This window comes from Paenibacillus sp. IHB B 3084, assembly GCF_001447315.1.
Taxonomy (GTDB): Bacteria; Bacillota; Bacilli; order Paenibacillales; family Paenibacillaceae; genus Paenibacillus.
The window spans coordinates 2166569-2180947 of the sequence record NZ_CP013203.1; the positions used below are offsets into that span (position 1 = coordinate 2166569).

Annotated in this window: 8 protein-coding genes, 20 tRNA genes and 3 rRNA genes; 4 read left to right on the forward strand and 27 right to left on the reverse strand. The window is 49.2% G+C overall.

Annotated features, from left to right (window positions below; genetic code table 11):
* Window positions 1-24: 24 nt before the first annotated feature.
* From ASL14_RS10145 to ASL14_RS10155, 3 genes are all read right to left on the reverse strand, one after another.
* Entirely contained in the window at window positions 25-849 is an 825-nt protein-coding gene (locus tag ASL14_RS10145) for a carbohydrate ABC transporter permease (protein ID WP_134911495.1), read from the reverse strand.
* 13 nt (window positions 850-862) lie between these two features.
* Window positions 863-1753: a carbohydrate ABC transporter permease gene (locus tag ASL14_RS10150; protein ID WP_134911496.1), complete on the reverse strand. Its 891-nt coding sequence runs from the start codon at window positions 1751-1753 to the stop codon at window positions 863-865.
* Between the two features lie 109 nt (window positions 1754-1862).
* Window positions 1863-3194: a sugar ABC transporter substrate-binding protein gene (locus tag ASL14_RS10155; RefSeq protein ID WP_025685911.1), complete on the reverse strand. Its 1332-nt coding sequence runs from the start codon at window positions 3192-3194 to the stop codon at window positions 1863-1865.
* A gap of 292 nt (window positions 3195-3486) precedes the next feature.
* Between ASL14_RS10155 and ASL14_RS27355 the strand changes: the two genes are divergently transcribed.
* Complete coding sequence (locus tag ASL14_RS27355; RefSeq protein WP_014279404.1) at window positions 3487-3648, forward strand: lysine-specific demethylase; 162 nt, start codon at window positions 3487-3489, stop codon at window positions 3646-3648.
* Window positions 3649-3823: 175 nt separating this feature from the next.
* Here ASL14_RS27355 and ASL14_RS10160 read toward each other — a convergent pair whose 3' ends face one another.
* Window positions 3824-4564 carry a Crp/Fnr family transcriptional regulator gene (locus ASL14_RS10160; RefSeq protein WP_134911497.1) on the reverse strand — a complete coding sequence of 247 codons (741 nt, stop codon included), beginning with the start codon at window positions 4562-4564 and terminating at the stop codon, window positions 3824-3826.
* Window positions 4565-4863: 299 nt separating this feature from the next.
* Here ASL14_RS10160 and ASL14_RS10165 point away from each other — a divergent pair, with 299 nt between their 5' ends.
* From ASL14_RS10165 to ASL14_RS10175, 3 genes are all read left to right on the forward strand, one after another.
* The gene (locus ASL14_RS10165; RefSeq protein ID WP_134911498.1) at window positions 4864-5313 is read left to right on the forward strand and encodes a GAF domain-containing protein; all 450 of its coding nucleotides are present in this window, start codon (window positions 4864-4866) and stop codon (window positions 5311-5313) included.
* A 101-nt stretch (window positions 5314-5414) separates the two neighbouring features.
* Window positions 5415-6068, forward strand: coding sequence for a response regulator (locus ASL14_RS10170; protein WP_134911499.1), 654 nt, complete (start codon window positions 5415-5417; stop codon window positions 6066-6068).
* Window positions 6061-7164: a PAS domain-containing sensor histidine kinase gene (locus ASL14_RS10175; RefSeq protein ID WP_134911500.1), complete on the forward strand. Its 1104-nt coding sequence runs from the start codon at window positions 6061-6063 to the stop codon at window positions 7162-7164. The genes ASL14_RS10170 and ASL14_RS10175 overlap by 8 nt, the downstream gene beginning before the upstream one ends.
* A gap of 109 nt (window positions 7165-7273) precedes the next feature.
* On the opposite strand, the gene ASL14_RS10180 is transcribed toward ASL14_RS10175, so the two are convergent.
* From ASL14_RS10180 to ASL14_RS10290, 23 genes are all read right to left on the reverse strand, one after another.
* Window positions 7274-7344, reverse strand: a tRNA-Gly gene (locus tag ASL14_RS10180).
* 9 nt (window positions 7345-7353) lie between these two features.
* A tRNA-Pro gene (locus ASL14_RS10185) sits at window positions 7354-7427 on the reverse strand.
* A 22-nt stretch (window positions 7428-7449) separates the two neighbouring features.
* A tRNA-Arg gene (locus tag ASL14_RS10190) sits at window positions 7450-7526 on the reverse strand.
* Window positions 7527-7552: 26 nt separating this feature from the next.
* A tRNA-Cys gene (locus ASL14_RS10195) sits at window positions 7553-7624 on the reverse strand.
* A gap of 10 nt (window positions 7625-7634) precedes the next feature.
* Window positions 7635-7709, reverse strand: a tRNA-Gly gene (locus ASL14_RS10200).
* Between the two features lie 6 nt (window positions 7710-7715).
* Window positions 7716-7802: transfer RNA gene (locus ASL14_RS10205), tRNA-Leu, on the reverse strand.
* A 14-nt stretch (window positions 7803-7816) separates the two neighbouring features.
* Window positions 7817-7892, reverse strand: a tRNA-Lys gene (locus ASL14_RS10210).
* Between the two features lie 4 nt (window positions 7893-7896).
* Window positions 7897-7971 (reverse strand) — tRNA-Gln (locus ASL14_RS10215).
* A 16-nt stretch (window positions 7972-7987) separates the two neighbouring features.
* Window positions 7988-8060: transfer RNA gene (locus tag ASL14_RS10220), tRNA-His, on the reverse strand.
* 20 nt (window positions 8061-8080) lie between these two features.
* A tRNA-Tyr gene (locus tag ASL14_RS10225) sits at window positions 8081-8166 on the reverse strand.
* Between the two features lie 4 nt (window positions 8167-8170).
* A tRNA-Thr gene (locus ASL14_RS10230) sits at window positions 8171-8246 on the reverse strand.
* A 25-nt stretch (window positions 8247-8271) separates the two neighbouring features.
* Window positions 8272-8344 (reverse strand) — tRNA-Phe (locus ASL14_RS10235).
* A gap of 81 nt (window positions 8345-8425) precedes the next feature.
* A tRNA-Asp gene (locus tag ASL14_RS10240) sits at window positions 8426-8502 on the reverse strand.
* Between the two features lie 24 nt (window positions 8503-8526).
* Window positions 8527-8600: transfer RNA gene (locus tag ASL14_RS10245), tRNA-Met, on the reverse strand.
* 31 nt (window positions 8601-8631) lie between these two features.
* Window positions 8632-8707, reverse strand: a tRNA-Val gene (locus ASL14_RS10250).
* A gap of 6 nt (window positions 8708-8713) precedes the next feature.
* Window positions 8714-8785 (reverse strand) — tRNA-Glu (locus ASL14_RS10255).
* 18 nt (window positions 8786-8803) lie between these two features.
* Window positions 8804-8879, reverse strand: a tRNA-OTHER gene (locus tag ASL14_RS10260).
* 110 nt (window positions 8880-8989) lie between these two features.
* Window positions 8990-9065: transfer RNA gene (locus ASL14_RS10265), tRNA-Asn, on the reverse strand.
* A gap of 4 nt (window positions 9066-9069) precedes the next feature.
* Window positions 9070-9145, reverse strand: a tRNA-Ala gene (locus ASL14_RS10270).
* Between the two features lie 25 nt (window positions 9146-9170).
* Window positions 9171-9247, reverse strand: a tRNA-Ile gene (locus ASL14_RS10275).
* Between the two features lie 37 nt (window positions 9248-9284).
* Window positions 9285-9401: ribosomal RNA gene (rrf, locus tag ASL14_RS10280) — 5S ribosomal RNA — on the reverse strand.
* Between the two features lie 105 nt (window positions 9402-9506).
* A 23S ribosomal RNA gene (locus ASL14_RS10285) occupies window positions 9507-12434 on the reverse strand.
* 354 nt (window positions 12435-12788) lie between these two features.
* Window positions 12789-14346: ribosomal RNA gene (locus ASL14_RS10290) — 16S ribosomal RNA — on the reverse strand.
* The 16S, 23S and 5S rRNA genes sit together here with 20 tRNA genes alongside, the layout of an rRNA operon.
* Window positions 14347-14379 lie beyond the last annotated feature (33 nt).

Genomic DNA, 14379 nt, shown 5'->3' on the forward strand with positions numbered 1-14379 from the left:
GTGCGCTCCTTTCGAATCGCTCGCCTACCCTTTAACCGCCCCCGCTACCATGCCCTTGGTAATCTTTTCGGACAGGACAAAATAAATAATAACGACCGGTAAGGCCCCCATGACCAGAAAAGCGCCAATATTGCCGTAGTTCACAGAATACTGACTGACGAATGTATAGACGCCGAAAGGGAGTGTTTTGAGCTTCTCTGACGAGATAAAGGTGGCAGCCATAATGTATTCATTCCAGATATTAATAAAGGTCAAAATACACACCGTCATCATCGGCGGAATCGAGATGGGTAAGATCACACTGCGAAAAATACGATAAATGCTCGCCCCATCAATGTAAGCGGATTCTTCAATCTCGTGGGGAATGGACCGCATAAAGCCGGACAGGATGAAAACCGCAATCGGTGTCTGAAAAGCAATGTAGGGTAAAATTAGCGAGAAATACGTATTGAGAATGTTGATGTTTTTGAACATCACCATCAGCGGCAGCAGCGTTGCCTGCATCGGAATCATCATTCCAATCAGAAACAAGGTCAGCATAGCAGCCCCGAAGCGCCAGCGAAAACGCGTAATCGCATAAGCAGTCATCGAGCTTAATAAAATGACGAATAGCATCGTAACTCCGGTCACCAGCACACTGTTTCCCAAATAGCGCAAGTAGCTCCCTGATTCATAAGCTTCCTGATAGTTGTGCCACTGGGGCACTTGAGGGAGTGCAAAGAAGCTTGCGCTCAAAATCTCTTCATTCGTCTTCAACGAATAGGTCAGCAGCCAGAAGAGTGGATACAGCTGCGTGACGATCAAAACCGCCAGCAAGGAAAAGACCATTGTTTTCTTCATGGTGTTCACAGCTTCATCCCCTTTAGCTTACCTTATTTTCGATTCGTTTGAAAACAAAATTTATCACAATTGTAAATGACAAACAGATAATGACGAGAAACGAAGCCAATGCGCTGCCATATCCATATTTCATAGACAAAAAGGACATGTTGTACATATATGTGGAAACCGTATCCGTTGCATGAGCAGGCCCTCCACCCGTCATCACCCAGATCAGATCAAACGATTGCAGAGAACCAATAAAGGCCAATACCATTGATATTTTGAAAATAGGCACAATGAGCGGCAGCGTAATATAACGGTCTGCTTTAAAACCCTCAGCTCCATCCATTTTGGCTGCCTCGTACAACTCATTCGGAATATTTTGCACCCCGGTAAACTGAATCAGCAAATGATAGCCAAAATACTGCCACAACGACACAAAATAGAGCGCGTACATGGCAATCTGCGGTTCTGTCAGCCATGAGCGTGTCCAGCTTTCCAGCCCGACCGACATCAAAATACCGTTCAGCATCCCACCCATTGAGGCCGGATTATAGATCGTTTTCCACAGTTGCCCGATAATAACTACTGACAAAATGACCGGCAGAAAATACATCGTAACCAGCGTATTCGCCTTACGCACATAGCGATTGAGCAAAATAGCCAGCAGCAGACAGAACGGAATTTCCAGCAAGGAAAACACAGCGAACATCATCGTCCGCTTCACAGACGGCCAGAACACCGGATCGGCTGTAAAAATTCGCTCGAAATTCGCCAGCCCCACAAACTTCGCCTCAGATATCCCGTTCCAATCCAGCAGTCCACAGTACACCGACACCAAAATCGGAACAAACACCATACAGGTGTACAGCAGCAGGCAGGGCAGCACGAAAACGGCAATGGTGCGTGCCGGCACCTTCAGTACATTCATGCTCCAATCTCCTTTGTGTTTTTTCAGAACTTCTTCTAAGGATGCGCAGCTCATGTTTATCTCAAATCAGGGAAGGAACTAATGCGCCCCTCCCCCTGTTAAGCTGCAACTATTTGTTCGCTTCAAAAGCGCTCTGGTGCTCCTTGGCAACTTGTGCAGAGTCTTCTTTCTGCACGAATAGATTTTGAATACTGCTCAGATGCGCCTGCGCAATAGCCGGATTCATCGTATTATCAAAAGCGAGGTCGCCGCCCTTCACATTTTTGAATAGCTCATTAAGGTTAATGGCCAGCTCGGAGTAGCCCGCCTCCTTCAGATCGCCTTTCATTTTCTGACCGCTGCCAATCGCATTTTTCAGATCAAACTGGATCTTGGGCATCTCTGTAATAAAATAGTGCAGAAAATCCTTTGTCTCCTGCAAATGCTCACTGTTCGCCGATACTGCAAACGCACTGCCCGGCGCAATCACATACTCATTCACATCTCCCTTGCCATTCACCGTAGGGAATTGGAACGCACCCACCTTGCCTGCTACCGAAGAAGCATCAATAGACCCTGTTTCCCATGTGCCCATGATATACATCGCAGCTTTTCCTGTTTTAAAAATATTACCGCCCGCATTATAGTCAATGGATGTAGCTCCATCAGGGAAAGCCCCTGCCTGCACCAGTTCCTGAAATGCATCAACTGCTTCCACAAAGGCTGGATCATTAAACGTCTTTTTGCCGTCCAGCACATCTTTGAGGAAATTCGGCCCTTCATTCGTACGCAGCAAAATATTCATGAAAAGAAGTGATCCGGTCCACGAATCCTTTTCCCCAATCGCAATCGGGGTAATCCCCTTTGCCTTCAGCGCCTTGACCGCCGTAATCAGCTCATCAAAGGTGGTCGGCAGCTTTTGAATTCCCGCCTGCTCGAACAGCTCCTTATTGTAAAACACCACTTCTATATTGTTACCGTCCGGAAAAGCGTACAACTTATCATCGAAGCTATAATAATCGAGCAGTCCATCCTGAAATGTATCTTTTAAGCCATCTTTATCTGCCACATCGTTCAGGGGAGCCAGTAACCCGGCATCCACGAAGGGCTTCATTTGTGCGGCCGGGTTTACAATCGTAATATCCGGAACTTCCTTCGCCGCCGCCTGTGTTTTGAGCTTTAGCTTTTGTTGATCTGTGTTCAGCGAATCCAGCTCAATTTTGACATTCGGATGATTCTGCTCATATTGACTTACAATTTGCTTTATCATTTTGTATGAAGGAGTGCTAGGATCAGGATTAATGTTCTGGAAGGTGATCGTCACTTCTTTACTTGCAGCGTCTCCACCCTTGCTTCCTGAGTTTCCCGGACTTTCGCTCTGTCCGTTATTACAAGCTGTCAGCGTCAATGCCAAGGCGCTCGCCACCAAAATAGAGAACGCTTTCATTTTTGTTCTGCCCATTATCCTTTTCCTCCTCTTGTTGAAGCATTGCGCGAATTGTCCCTGTCGGTGAACACTCAATGCCCGCTTGTTCTTTTCATTATGTTCTATAGAAAAGAAGTGAACAATGTGTGAACTTAAGGAGAAGGGTTTGCTTTTTCAAGCCCTCATTCGTGCACTTCAAAATTCATTCATATCATAACTTGCAATTTATCTCGAACACAGGCATAATATGAATAAGCTCATTCTTTGATAATGATTCTCATTATTGAAAAAACAAATATACATGTACCCCAAAGGAGGCAGAACCGCAGTGAAAGAAGCTTTTAGTAGAACATCCCTGCATATTGATGATTATTTGGATCTTCTCAATCTTGCGGTACAAGTCGGAGATATAAAGTGGCAAAAGGAAATTACACGTAAACTTCAAGCCTTAAGTGTCCTCCAGACAGAACAGGTTGAAATAGATCAATAATCGTCTCTTCAAACCAGCAATATAAAGATCGAAATGGTTTAGTTCGTCTATATATTGTACTTTTAAGCGTTCGGAATCGAATTATGCAAAATGCTGATGTATAAGTACAGGTGCGTCAGAAGACGTAAATCAAGGCGGGTCCTCAGGGACTCCGCCTTATTTATGTTCATATTTTTTAGAGTCGGCAGATTTCATGCGCACATTGGCCGTACGAAGGGCAGCAGCACATCATACGCAGCACCTTAAGATCGTGAATGACTATTTTTCCATCCCGCGTATCAAGCGTCCCCTGCTCCTTCAACGAGCTTAGCATCCGATTCACACTCTCCCGTGTCGCTCCAATCATTTCACCCAACTCGGAGTGACTCAGCTTCATATTCAGTAAAATGCCATCCTTCACCGCTACACCGCATGTATTGCTCGCCCGGATCAGCGTAGAGGCCAATGCTCCTGCTTTACCATACAGCAGCAAATCCCGAAACCGCGATTGCATAATCCGTTGCTTCATAGCCATCCACTGAATGAATTGGAGCCCCATTGCTCCATTTTTGGACAGAAGCGATTCCAGATCCTGAACACGCACCACGCCCAGCTCACAGGCATCGGCTGTTTCTGCGGTGCAGCTATACTCTTCTCCATCTATCCCGCTGAACTCCCCGATTAAGTCGCCTTGATGCTGAATGGTCAAAATCAATTCTTTTCCGTCTTCTGTCGACTTGCGAAGCTTAACATGGCCCGAATGTATATAATAAAGCTGCTCCGATTCTTCGCCCTCTCTAAAAAGCTTAATACCCGCCTTTACCTTTTTCCAGGACATGATATCCTTCAGCAGCCCAAAATGTTCCTCCGTCAAAAAAAGCTGAATTCCCGTGCGTTCCACCTTATCCCCAAACCGTTCCGTACAAGTGGCTTGCATGTTAGCGTCCTCCTCGTGTTTACCTGATATCTATATCATAATGTTTTGACGCATCAGTTGTTATCAGGAGAACACCTGATTTTATACCTCCCTACTCCCTGATTCGCTGTGATAAATATCACTCCCGCCATCAAGCAGAGCCTAATTTATCGGCTTCCCTCCAACTCCTTGCCCCGCCTGTTCAAAAGTCAGTGTTTCCTGTACCTATAGATCAGGGGGTTCCCTGACTTACTTTTGTAACTGCTGGAACTACAATAAGTTAGAGCTACAGTTTTGTTACGAAAAAGGATGTGTCTTCTATGCTAGAAATAACGGATGAAATGCGCAAAACACTGGATCAGTTGAGAGATCGTATCTATGGTGATCTCACAGCACTTGCGCTCATGTCCAAGCCGGGCGGTGTGTTGCAATGGTATTATGCCTCTGGCAGCCGCAGCGAACGCTATCGGCGTATTTCTTTTAAGGTAGGGCATGGTATTGCCGGGATGGCTGTTCGTCTGGGGCGTACCGTGACCGTAAGCGCTATGCTCTCCGGCAGCATCCGTTTACGTCAGGAATGTGCGCTGATGCTGGCGGAACAGCTTCACTCTGCTGTGGCTATTCCCTTTTCCAGCACAGGGGATCTGCCGAACGGTGTATTGCTTCTCGGTAATCGTGATGTGAAAGTGTTCACCGATTCCGACGTCGCAGGGGCCACAAAAGTGGCCGAGCAGCTTGGTCAGCTATGTGCCCACACTCTTATTCTATGAGATCATATAACTGTACCTAACTGTCTATGTTGATTGGAATCCCTTAAATTTGATATGATGATAACAAAACGTACGGTTCTACCGTTCGAGGGGATGACAAATTGATTCGTATACTTGTAGTGGATGACCATGTTGTCGTACGTTCCGGCCTCATGGCCCTATTGGACGGCAAACACGGTATTAAGGTGGTAGGAGATGCAGCGGATGGGGATGAAGCGATTCGCAAGGCGATCGAGCTACAGCCCCATGTCGTACTCATGGATTTTAGTATGCCACCTGGCAAAGATGGTCTTACCGCAACCACTGAATTGAAAAAAAAGTTGCCTGATACAGAAGTGCTTATTTTAACGATGCATGACGATGAAGAATATCTGTTTCGGGCCATTCAGGCCGGAGCCTCCGGATATATTTTAAAAAGCGCACCTCACGAGGAATTACTTGCTGCCATTCAGTCTGTCGCCGAAGGTAGCGCCTATCTGTACCCGAATGCAACCAAACGGCTGATGAGTGAATATCTGGATAAGATCAAGAAGGAAGGCATAGCCGGCCCGTATGAGTCCCTTTCTGAACGGGAAAAGGAAATTCTCTCGTGGGTAGCCAAGGGATACGCGAACAAGGAAATTGCCGAGCGCTTGGTGATCAGCGTTAAAACCGTGGAGTCCCACAAAAGTAATCTGATGGAGAAGCTTAACCTGAAAACACGGCCCGAGCTGGTCAAATTTGCACTAAAAAAGGGGCTGCTGCATTATGAATGAACCTTCTAATCCTTTGCTCCAGCATGCTTTTGGCGAGTCAGCCGATAAGCTGCTGGATGATTTGGAAGCGCATATACCGGAATCCCCTTTTCTCCATGCACTGCGTAACTCACTCCACCAGTTATCCAATCTGAAATTCGCGTTGGATACGTCTTCTATCGTTGCTTTGACCGATCACCGCGGCATTATTCAGTACGTTAACGACAAGTTCTGCGAGATTTCGCAATACAGTCGGGAAGAACTGATCGGTCGGGATCATCGCCTCATTAATTCGGGCTATCATACTTCTGCCTTTATGAAAAACCTGTGGACCATAATTCGCTCAGGCGAGGTATGGCAGGGAGAAATACGTAATCGAGCCAAAGACAACACCTACTATTGGGTGAATACCACCATCGTTCCGTTCATGGACGAAGAAGGTAAGCCCTATCAGTATTTGGCGATCCGTAATGAGGTAACCAAACTTAAAAAAGTAGAAGCTGAGCTGCAGACGATGATGACGCAAGTGATGCAAATACAGGAGGAAGAGCGCAAGCGTTTCTCAAGAGAGCTGCATGATGGAATTGGGCAAAGCTTATTTGCGCTGATTATTCAACTGGATAGTCAGCTTGCCGAACAGCCTAGCCCTGCTCTGGAAAAGCTGCGTTCACAGGTGACTGACATTATTAAGGATGTCCGCGGACTGGCATGGGAACTTCGCCCCTCAGTTCTGGATGATTTGGGCATCGTACCAGCCATACGGACCTATATTGAAAACTTCTGTTCTCATTACGGGATTGAGGTGCATTTTCAATGCACTCTACGTAAACGCCTTGATATTCGCAAGGAAATAGCAATTTATCGGATTGTACAGGAGGCATTAACGAATGTAGCCAAATATGCAGACGTAGCTGAGGCACATGTCGACGTAGAGGATCAGGGTGAAGTCATACAAGTGACCATTTGGGATGAGGGTATCGGATTCTCTGAGCAATCTCAAGGGAAAGGCGTGGGACTGTTCAGCATGGAGGAACGAGCCAGGGGCGTAGGAGGATGGATCAGCGTAACCTCTGCACCCGAACATGGGACCTCCATCCAACTGACCCTTCCTGTGTAAAGATATAGCAGCATAAATAAACAAAAAAAGAGAGAGCGCTGTCCCCAGACAGGCTCTCTTTATTTATAAGGTGTCACCACTGAGGTAACAAGAATCCGCTATAGCAAAAAGCGGGTGATGGGAATCGAACCCACGCTACCAGCTTGGAAGGCTGGAGTTCTACCATTGAACTACACCCGCAAATCAGTATCGGGATGACACGATTTGAACATGCGACCCCCTGGTCCCAAACCAGGTGCTCTACCAAGCTGAGCTACATCCCGATATTATACATTTTTAAGAAAATGGCGCGCCCTGAGAGATTCGAACTCCCGGCCTTTTGATTCGTAGTCAAACGCTCTATCCAGCTGAGCTAAGGGCGCAAAATATAATCCATAATAAGCAGTAAAGGCGCCACCCAGATTTGAACTGGGGAGTGAAGCTTTTGCAGAGCTTTGCCTTACCACTTGGCTATGGCGCCGAATGGATAATGGAGCGGACGACGGGAATCGAACCCGCGACCCTCGCCTTGGCAAGGCGATGCTCTACCGCTGAGCCACGTCCGCAAAATATGGTGCGGTCGAGAGGACTCGAACCTCCACGGGGGTTAGCCCACACGGACCTGAACCGTGCGCGTCTGCCAATTCCGCCACGACCGCAAAATAAATATAAATGGTGAGCCATGAAGGATTCGAACCTTCGACACCCTGATTAAAAGTCAGGTGCTCTACCAGCTGAGCTAATGGCTCTTAATGGCTGGGGATATAGGATTTGAACCTATGCATGACGGAGTCAAAGTCCGTTGCCTTACCGCTTGGCTAATCCCCATTAAATGAAAATAAAGGGCGGCCGATGGGGCTTGAACCCACGAATGCCGGAGTCACAGTCCGGTGCGTTAACCACTTCGCCACGACCGCCATAATGATTATGAAAAGACTGGTGGAGGATGATGGATTCGAACCACCGAACCCGTAAGGGAGCAGATTTACAGTCTGATGCGTTTGGCCACTTCGCTAATCCTCCAAAATGGTGCCGGCGAGAGGACTTGAACCCCCAACCTACTGATTACAAGTCAGTTGCTCTACCAGTTGAGCTACACCGGCACATTACTCATTCCCACTTGAAAGGTGGCTCGGGACGGAATCGAACCGCCGACACGAGGATTTTCAGTCCTCTGCTCTACCGACTGAGCTACCGAGCCATATATTGTTTTATATCTGTAATATACAAACCCACATTATATGTAGAATACACAAAAATGCCAGTTATATATTTCATAAAATGGCGGAACTGACGGGATTCGAACCCGCGATCTCCTGCGTGACAGGCAGGCATGTTAGGCCTCTACACCACAGTTCCATAGATAATCCTAAGGAAAATCAATTGCGGGGACAGGATTTGAACCTGTGACCTTCGGGTTATGAGCCCGACGAGCTACCGAACTGCTCCACCCCGCGACATTAAAAGGGAATACTTGTATAACATAAATGGTGGAGGCTGAGGGGTTCGAACCCCCGACCCTCTGCTTGTAAGGCAGATGCTCTCCCAGCTGAGCTAAGCCTCCATACTATGACCCGTAGGGGAATCGAACCCCTGTTACCTCCGTGAAAGGGAGGTGTCTTAACCGCTTGACCAACGGGCCTTAACAATAAATAATATCTGGCGGAGAGAGAAGGATTCGAACCTTCGCACCACTTTCGCAGTCTAACCCCTTATATCCACTTGGGTATCTCTCCAACAAGCAGCATAAGGATTACATCCCTAACCTCACTGGAATGAACCGTAGACCTCAACCAACTCAGCTACGCCGCCATCTTATATATAAAATTCAGAAATATTCAAGATTTGGCTCCCCGAACAGGACTCGAACCTGTGACAACTCGATTAACAGTCGAGTGCTCTACCAACTGAGCTATCAGGGAATATTGGTGGAGCCAAGCGGGATCGAACCGCTGACCTCCTGCGTGCAAGGCAGGCGCTCTCCCAGCTGAGCTATGGCCCCAGTCATTTTTTTTGTCATCAAGAAGTGGTGGGCCTTAGTGGACTCGAACCACCGACCTCACCCTTATCAGGGGTGCGCTCTAACCAGCTGAGCTAAAGGCCCTAATATGTATGTCTTCATTATCCTCTAAAGGGACATTGCTTGGCGACGTCCTACTCTCCCAGGACCCTGCGGTCCAAGTACCATCGGCGCTGGAGGGCTTAACGGTCGTGTTCGGGATGGGTACGTGTGGAACCCCTCCGCTATCGCCACCAAACATGAATTTACATCGTAAATTCGCCTATACGTATGTATCTTCTACATACCTTCAAGGTGTTACACCCTGAAAACTGGATCCGAAACTCCATTGCATTTTATTCTTTAGGATAAGCCCTCGACCGATTAGTATTGGTCAGCTCCATGCATTACTGCACTTCCACCCCCAACCTATCTACCTCGTCGTCTTCAAGGGGTCTTACTAATTGGGAAATCTCATCTTGAGGGGGGCTTCACGCTTAGATGCTTTCAGCGCTTATCCCTTCCGTACATAGCTACCCAGCGGTGCTCCTGGCGGAACAACTGGTACACCAGCGGTACGTCCATCCCGGTCCTCTCGTACTAAGGACAGCTCCTCTCAAATTTCCTACGCCCACGACAGATAGGGACCGAACTGTCTCACGACGTTCTGAACCCAGCTCGCGTACCGCTTTAATGGGCGAACAGCCCAACCCTTGGGACCTACTTCAGCCCCAGGATGCGATGAGCCGACATCGAGGTGCCAAACCTCCCCGTCGATGTGGACTCTTGGGGGAGATAAGCCTGTTATCCCCAGGGTAGCTTTTATCCGTTGAGCGATGGCCCTTCCATGCGGTACCACCGGATCACTAAGCCCGACTTTCGTCCCTGCTCGACTTGTAGGTCTCGCAGTCAAGCTCCCTTCTGCCTTTGCACTCTTCGAATGATTTCCAACCATTCTGAGGGAACCTTGGGGCGCCTCCGTTACTCTTTAGGAGGCGACCGCCCCAGTCAAACTGCCCACCTGACACTGTCCTCGCACCGGATCACGGTACCAAGTTAGAACCTAGATACGATCAGGGTGGTATCCCAAGGATGCCTCCTCTCAAGCTGGCGCTCAAGTCTCTTAGGCTCCCACCTATCCTGTACAGATCGTACCCAAATTCAATATCAAGCTGCAGTAAAGCTCCATGGGGTCTTTCCGTCTTGTCGCGGGTAACCTGCATCTTCACAGGTATTAAAATTTCACCGGATCTCTCGTTGAGACAGCGCCCAAGTCGTTACGCCATTCGTGCGGGTCAGAATTTACCTGACAAGGAATTTCGCTACCTTAGGACCGTTATAGTTACGGCCGCCGTTTACTGGGGCTTCGGTTCATAGCTTCGCCCCGAAGGACTTACCACTCCCCTTAACCTTCCAGCACCGGGCAGGCGTCAGCCCGTATACTTCGCCTTGCGGCTTCGCACAGACCTGTGTTTTTGCTAAACAGTCGCTTGGGCCTTTTCACTGCGGCCCCCTCGGGCTATTCACCCTACCGAGGCACCCCTTCTCCCGAAGTTACGGGGTCATTTTGCCGAGTTCCTTAACGAGAGTTCTTCCGCGCGCCTTAGAATTCTCTTCTCGCCTACCTGTGTCGGTTTGCGGTACGGGCACCTTCTCCTGGCTAGAGGCTTTTCTTGGCAGTCTGAGATCATGACCTTCGCTACTGTAATTTTCGCTCCCCATCACAGCCCAGCCTTACGATGTGCGGATTTGCCTACACACCAGCCTCACTGCTTAGACGGACATCCATCAGTCCGCGTCACTACCCTACTGCGTCACCCCATCGCTCATAACGGATTACGGTGGTACAGGAATTTCGACCTGTTGTCCTTCGACTACGCCTATCGGCCTCGCCTTAGGTCCCGACTTACCCTGAGCGGACGAACCTTCCTCAGGAACCCTTAGGCTTTCGGCGGATCTGATTCTCACAGATCTTTTCGTTACTCATACCGGCATTCTCACTTGAATGCAGTCCAGCGCTCCTTACGGTACACCTTCAACCCGCATTCAACGCTCCCCTACCCCTGATGCATAGCATCAAGCCATAGCTTCGGTGGCGTGTTTAGCCCCGTTACATTTTCGGCGCAGAGTCACTCGACCAGTGAGCTATTACGCACTCTTTCAATGGTGGCTGCTTCTAAGCCAACATCCTGGTTGTCTGTGCAACTCCACATCCTTTCCCACTTAACACACACTTGGGGACCTTAGCTGATGGTCTGGGCTGTTTCCCTTTCGACAATGGATCTTAGCACTCACTGTCTGACTCCCGGAACTAAGTCTATGGCATTCGGAGTTTGACTGAGCTTGGTAACCCTTGCGGGCCCCGCACCCAATCAGTGCTCTACCTCCACGACTCTCTTTTCCGAGGCTAGCCCTAAAGCTATTTCGGGGAGAACCAGCTATCTCCGGGTTCGATTGGAATTTCTCCGCTACCCCCACCTCATCCCCGCATTTTTCAACATGCGTGGGTTCGGGCCTCCAGTGCGTGTTACCGCACCTTCACCCTGGACAGGGGTAGATCACCCGGTTTCGGGTCTACGTCCACGTACTCATTCGCCCTATTCAGACTCGCTTTCGCTGCGGCTTCAGCTCTTCACCTTAACCTTGCACGGGAACGTAACTCGCCGGTTCATTCTACAAAAGGCACGCCATCACCCATACATAGGGCTCTGACTTCTTGTAAGCACACGGTTTCAGGATCTATTTCACTCCCCTTCCGGGGTGCTTTTCACCTTTCCCTCACGGTACTGCTTCACTATCGGTCGCCAGGGAGTATTTAGCCTTGGCAGATGGTCCTGCCGGATTCATACGGGGTTTCACGTGCCCCGCACTACTCGGGATCCGTCTCGGAGAGAACAAGTTTTGAATTACAGGGCTTTTACCTTCTCTGGCGGGCCTTTCCAGACCTCTTCATCTAACCGGTTCCTTTGTAACTCCATGTAAGACGTCCCACAACCCCAAGGAGCAAGCTCCTTGGTTTGGGCTAATCCGCGTTCGCTCGCCGCTACTGACGGAATCACTATTGTTTTCTCTTCCTCAGGGTACTTAGATGTTTCAGTTCCCCTGGTATGCCTCTGTTCTGCCTATGTATTCAGCAGAAAGTGACTGTCGATGAAGACAGCCGGGTTTCCCCATTCGGACATCCCCGGATCAAAGCTTGCTTACAGCTCCCCGAGGCTTTATCGTTGTTCGCCACGTCCTTCGTCGGCTCCTGGCGCCTAGGCATCCTCCGTGTGCTCTTTGTAGCTTAACCTAGATTTTTCTTTCAAAGAAAGAAAATATCAATGTTCGATAAAGAATGATGTTTGCCAAAGGCAAAAGATCTTTCCTTACCTGCTACCTTTATTTCACTTGTTTACACAAGATCAGCGTAAAGGAATATTCTAAAACGCAATTTCGTTTCGGTATCCAGTTTTCAAGGTGCACTTTTCCGGTTTTTAAGGCCGGATGAATATCATATCAAATTCCTCAACACTTGAATACAAGTATATGTTGGAAACGCTATGTGAGAGATTGAACTCTCAAAACTGAGCAACGAGTGAGTAGTTTTTTTGAAGCTTACGCTTCATATTTGAATGTTTCCGTTGCAGGAAACGATTCTCCATAGAAAGGAGGTGATCCAGCCGCACCTTCCGATACGGCTACCTTGTTACGACTTCACCCCAATCATCTACCCCACCTTCGGCGGCTGGCTCCCTTGCGGGTTACCCCACCGACTTCGGGTGTTGTAAACTCTCGTGGTGTGACGGGCGGTGTGTACAAGACCCGGGAACGTATTCACCGCGGCATGCTGATCCGCGATTACTAGCAATTCCGACTTCATGCAGGCGAGTTGCAGCCTGCAATCCGAACTGAGACCGGCTTTTCTAGGATTCGCTCCAGATCGCTCTTTCGCTTCCCGTTGTACCGGCCATTGTAGTACGTGTGTAGCCCAGGTCATAAGGGGCATGATGATTTGACGTCATCCCCACCTTCCTCCGGTTTGTCACCGGCAGTCTGCTTAGAGTGCCCAGCTTGACCTGCTGGCAACTAAGCATAAGGGTTGCGCTCGTTGCGGGACTTAACCCAACATCTCACGACACGAGCTGACGACAACCATGCACCACCTGTCTCCCCTGTCCCGAAGGAAAGGTCTATCTCTAGACCGATCAGGGGGATGTCAAGACCTGGTAAGGTTCTTCGCGTTGCTTCGAATTAAACCACATACTCCACTGCTTGTGCGGGTCCCCGTCAATTCCTTTGAGTTTCAGTCTTGCGACCGTACTCCCCAGGCGGAATGCTTAATGTGTTAACTTCGGCACCAAGGGTATCGAAACCCCTAACACCTAGCATTCATCGTTTACGGCGTGGACTACCAGGGTATCTAATCCTGTTTGCTCCCCACGCTTTCGCGCCTCAGCGTCAGTTACAGCCCAGAGAGTCGCCTTCGCCACTGGTGTTCCTCCACATATCTACGCATTTCACCGCTACACGTGGAATTCCACTCTCCTCTTCTGCACTCAAGCTCCCCAGTTTCCAGTGCGACCCGAAGTTGAGCCTCGAGATTAAACACCAGACTTAAAGAGCCGCCTGCGCGCGCTTTACGCCCAATAATTCCGGACAACGCTTGCCCCCTACGTATTACCGCGGCTGCTGGCACGTAGTTAGCCGGGGCTTTCTTCTCAGGTACCGTCACTCTTGTAGCAGTTACTCTACAAGACGTTCTTCCCTGGCAACAGAGCTTTACGATCCGAAAACCTTCATCACTCACGCGGCGTTGCTCCGTCAGGCTTTCGCCCATTGCGGAAGATTCCCTACTGCTGCCTCCCGTAGGAGTCTGGGCCGTGTCTCAGTCCCAGTGTGGCCGATCACCCTCTCAGGTCGGCTACGCATCGTCGCCTTGGTAGGCCATTACCCCACCAACTAGCTAATGCGCCGCAGGCCCATCCATCAGTGACAGATTGCTCCGTCTTTCCTCCCCTCCCCATGCAGGGAAAGGATATATCCGGTATTAGCTACCGTTTCCGGTAGTTATCCCAGTCTGATAGGCAGGTTGCCTACGTGTTACTCACCCGTCCGCCGCTAGGTTGTTGTAGAAGCAAGCTTCTACAACAACCCCGCTCGACTTGCATGTATTAGGCACGCCGCCAGCGTTCGTCCTGAGCCAGGATCAAACTCTCCATTAAAGACCAACCGAAGTTGGTATATAGAAAGAGCGA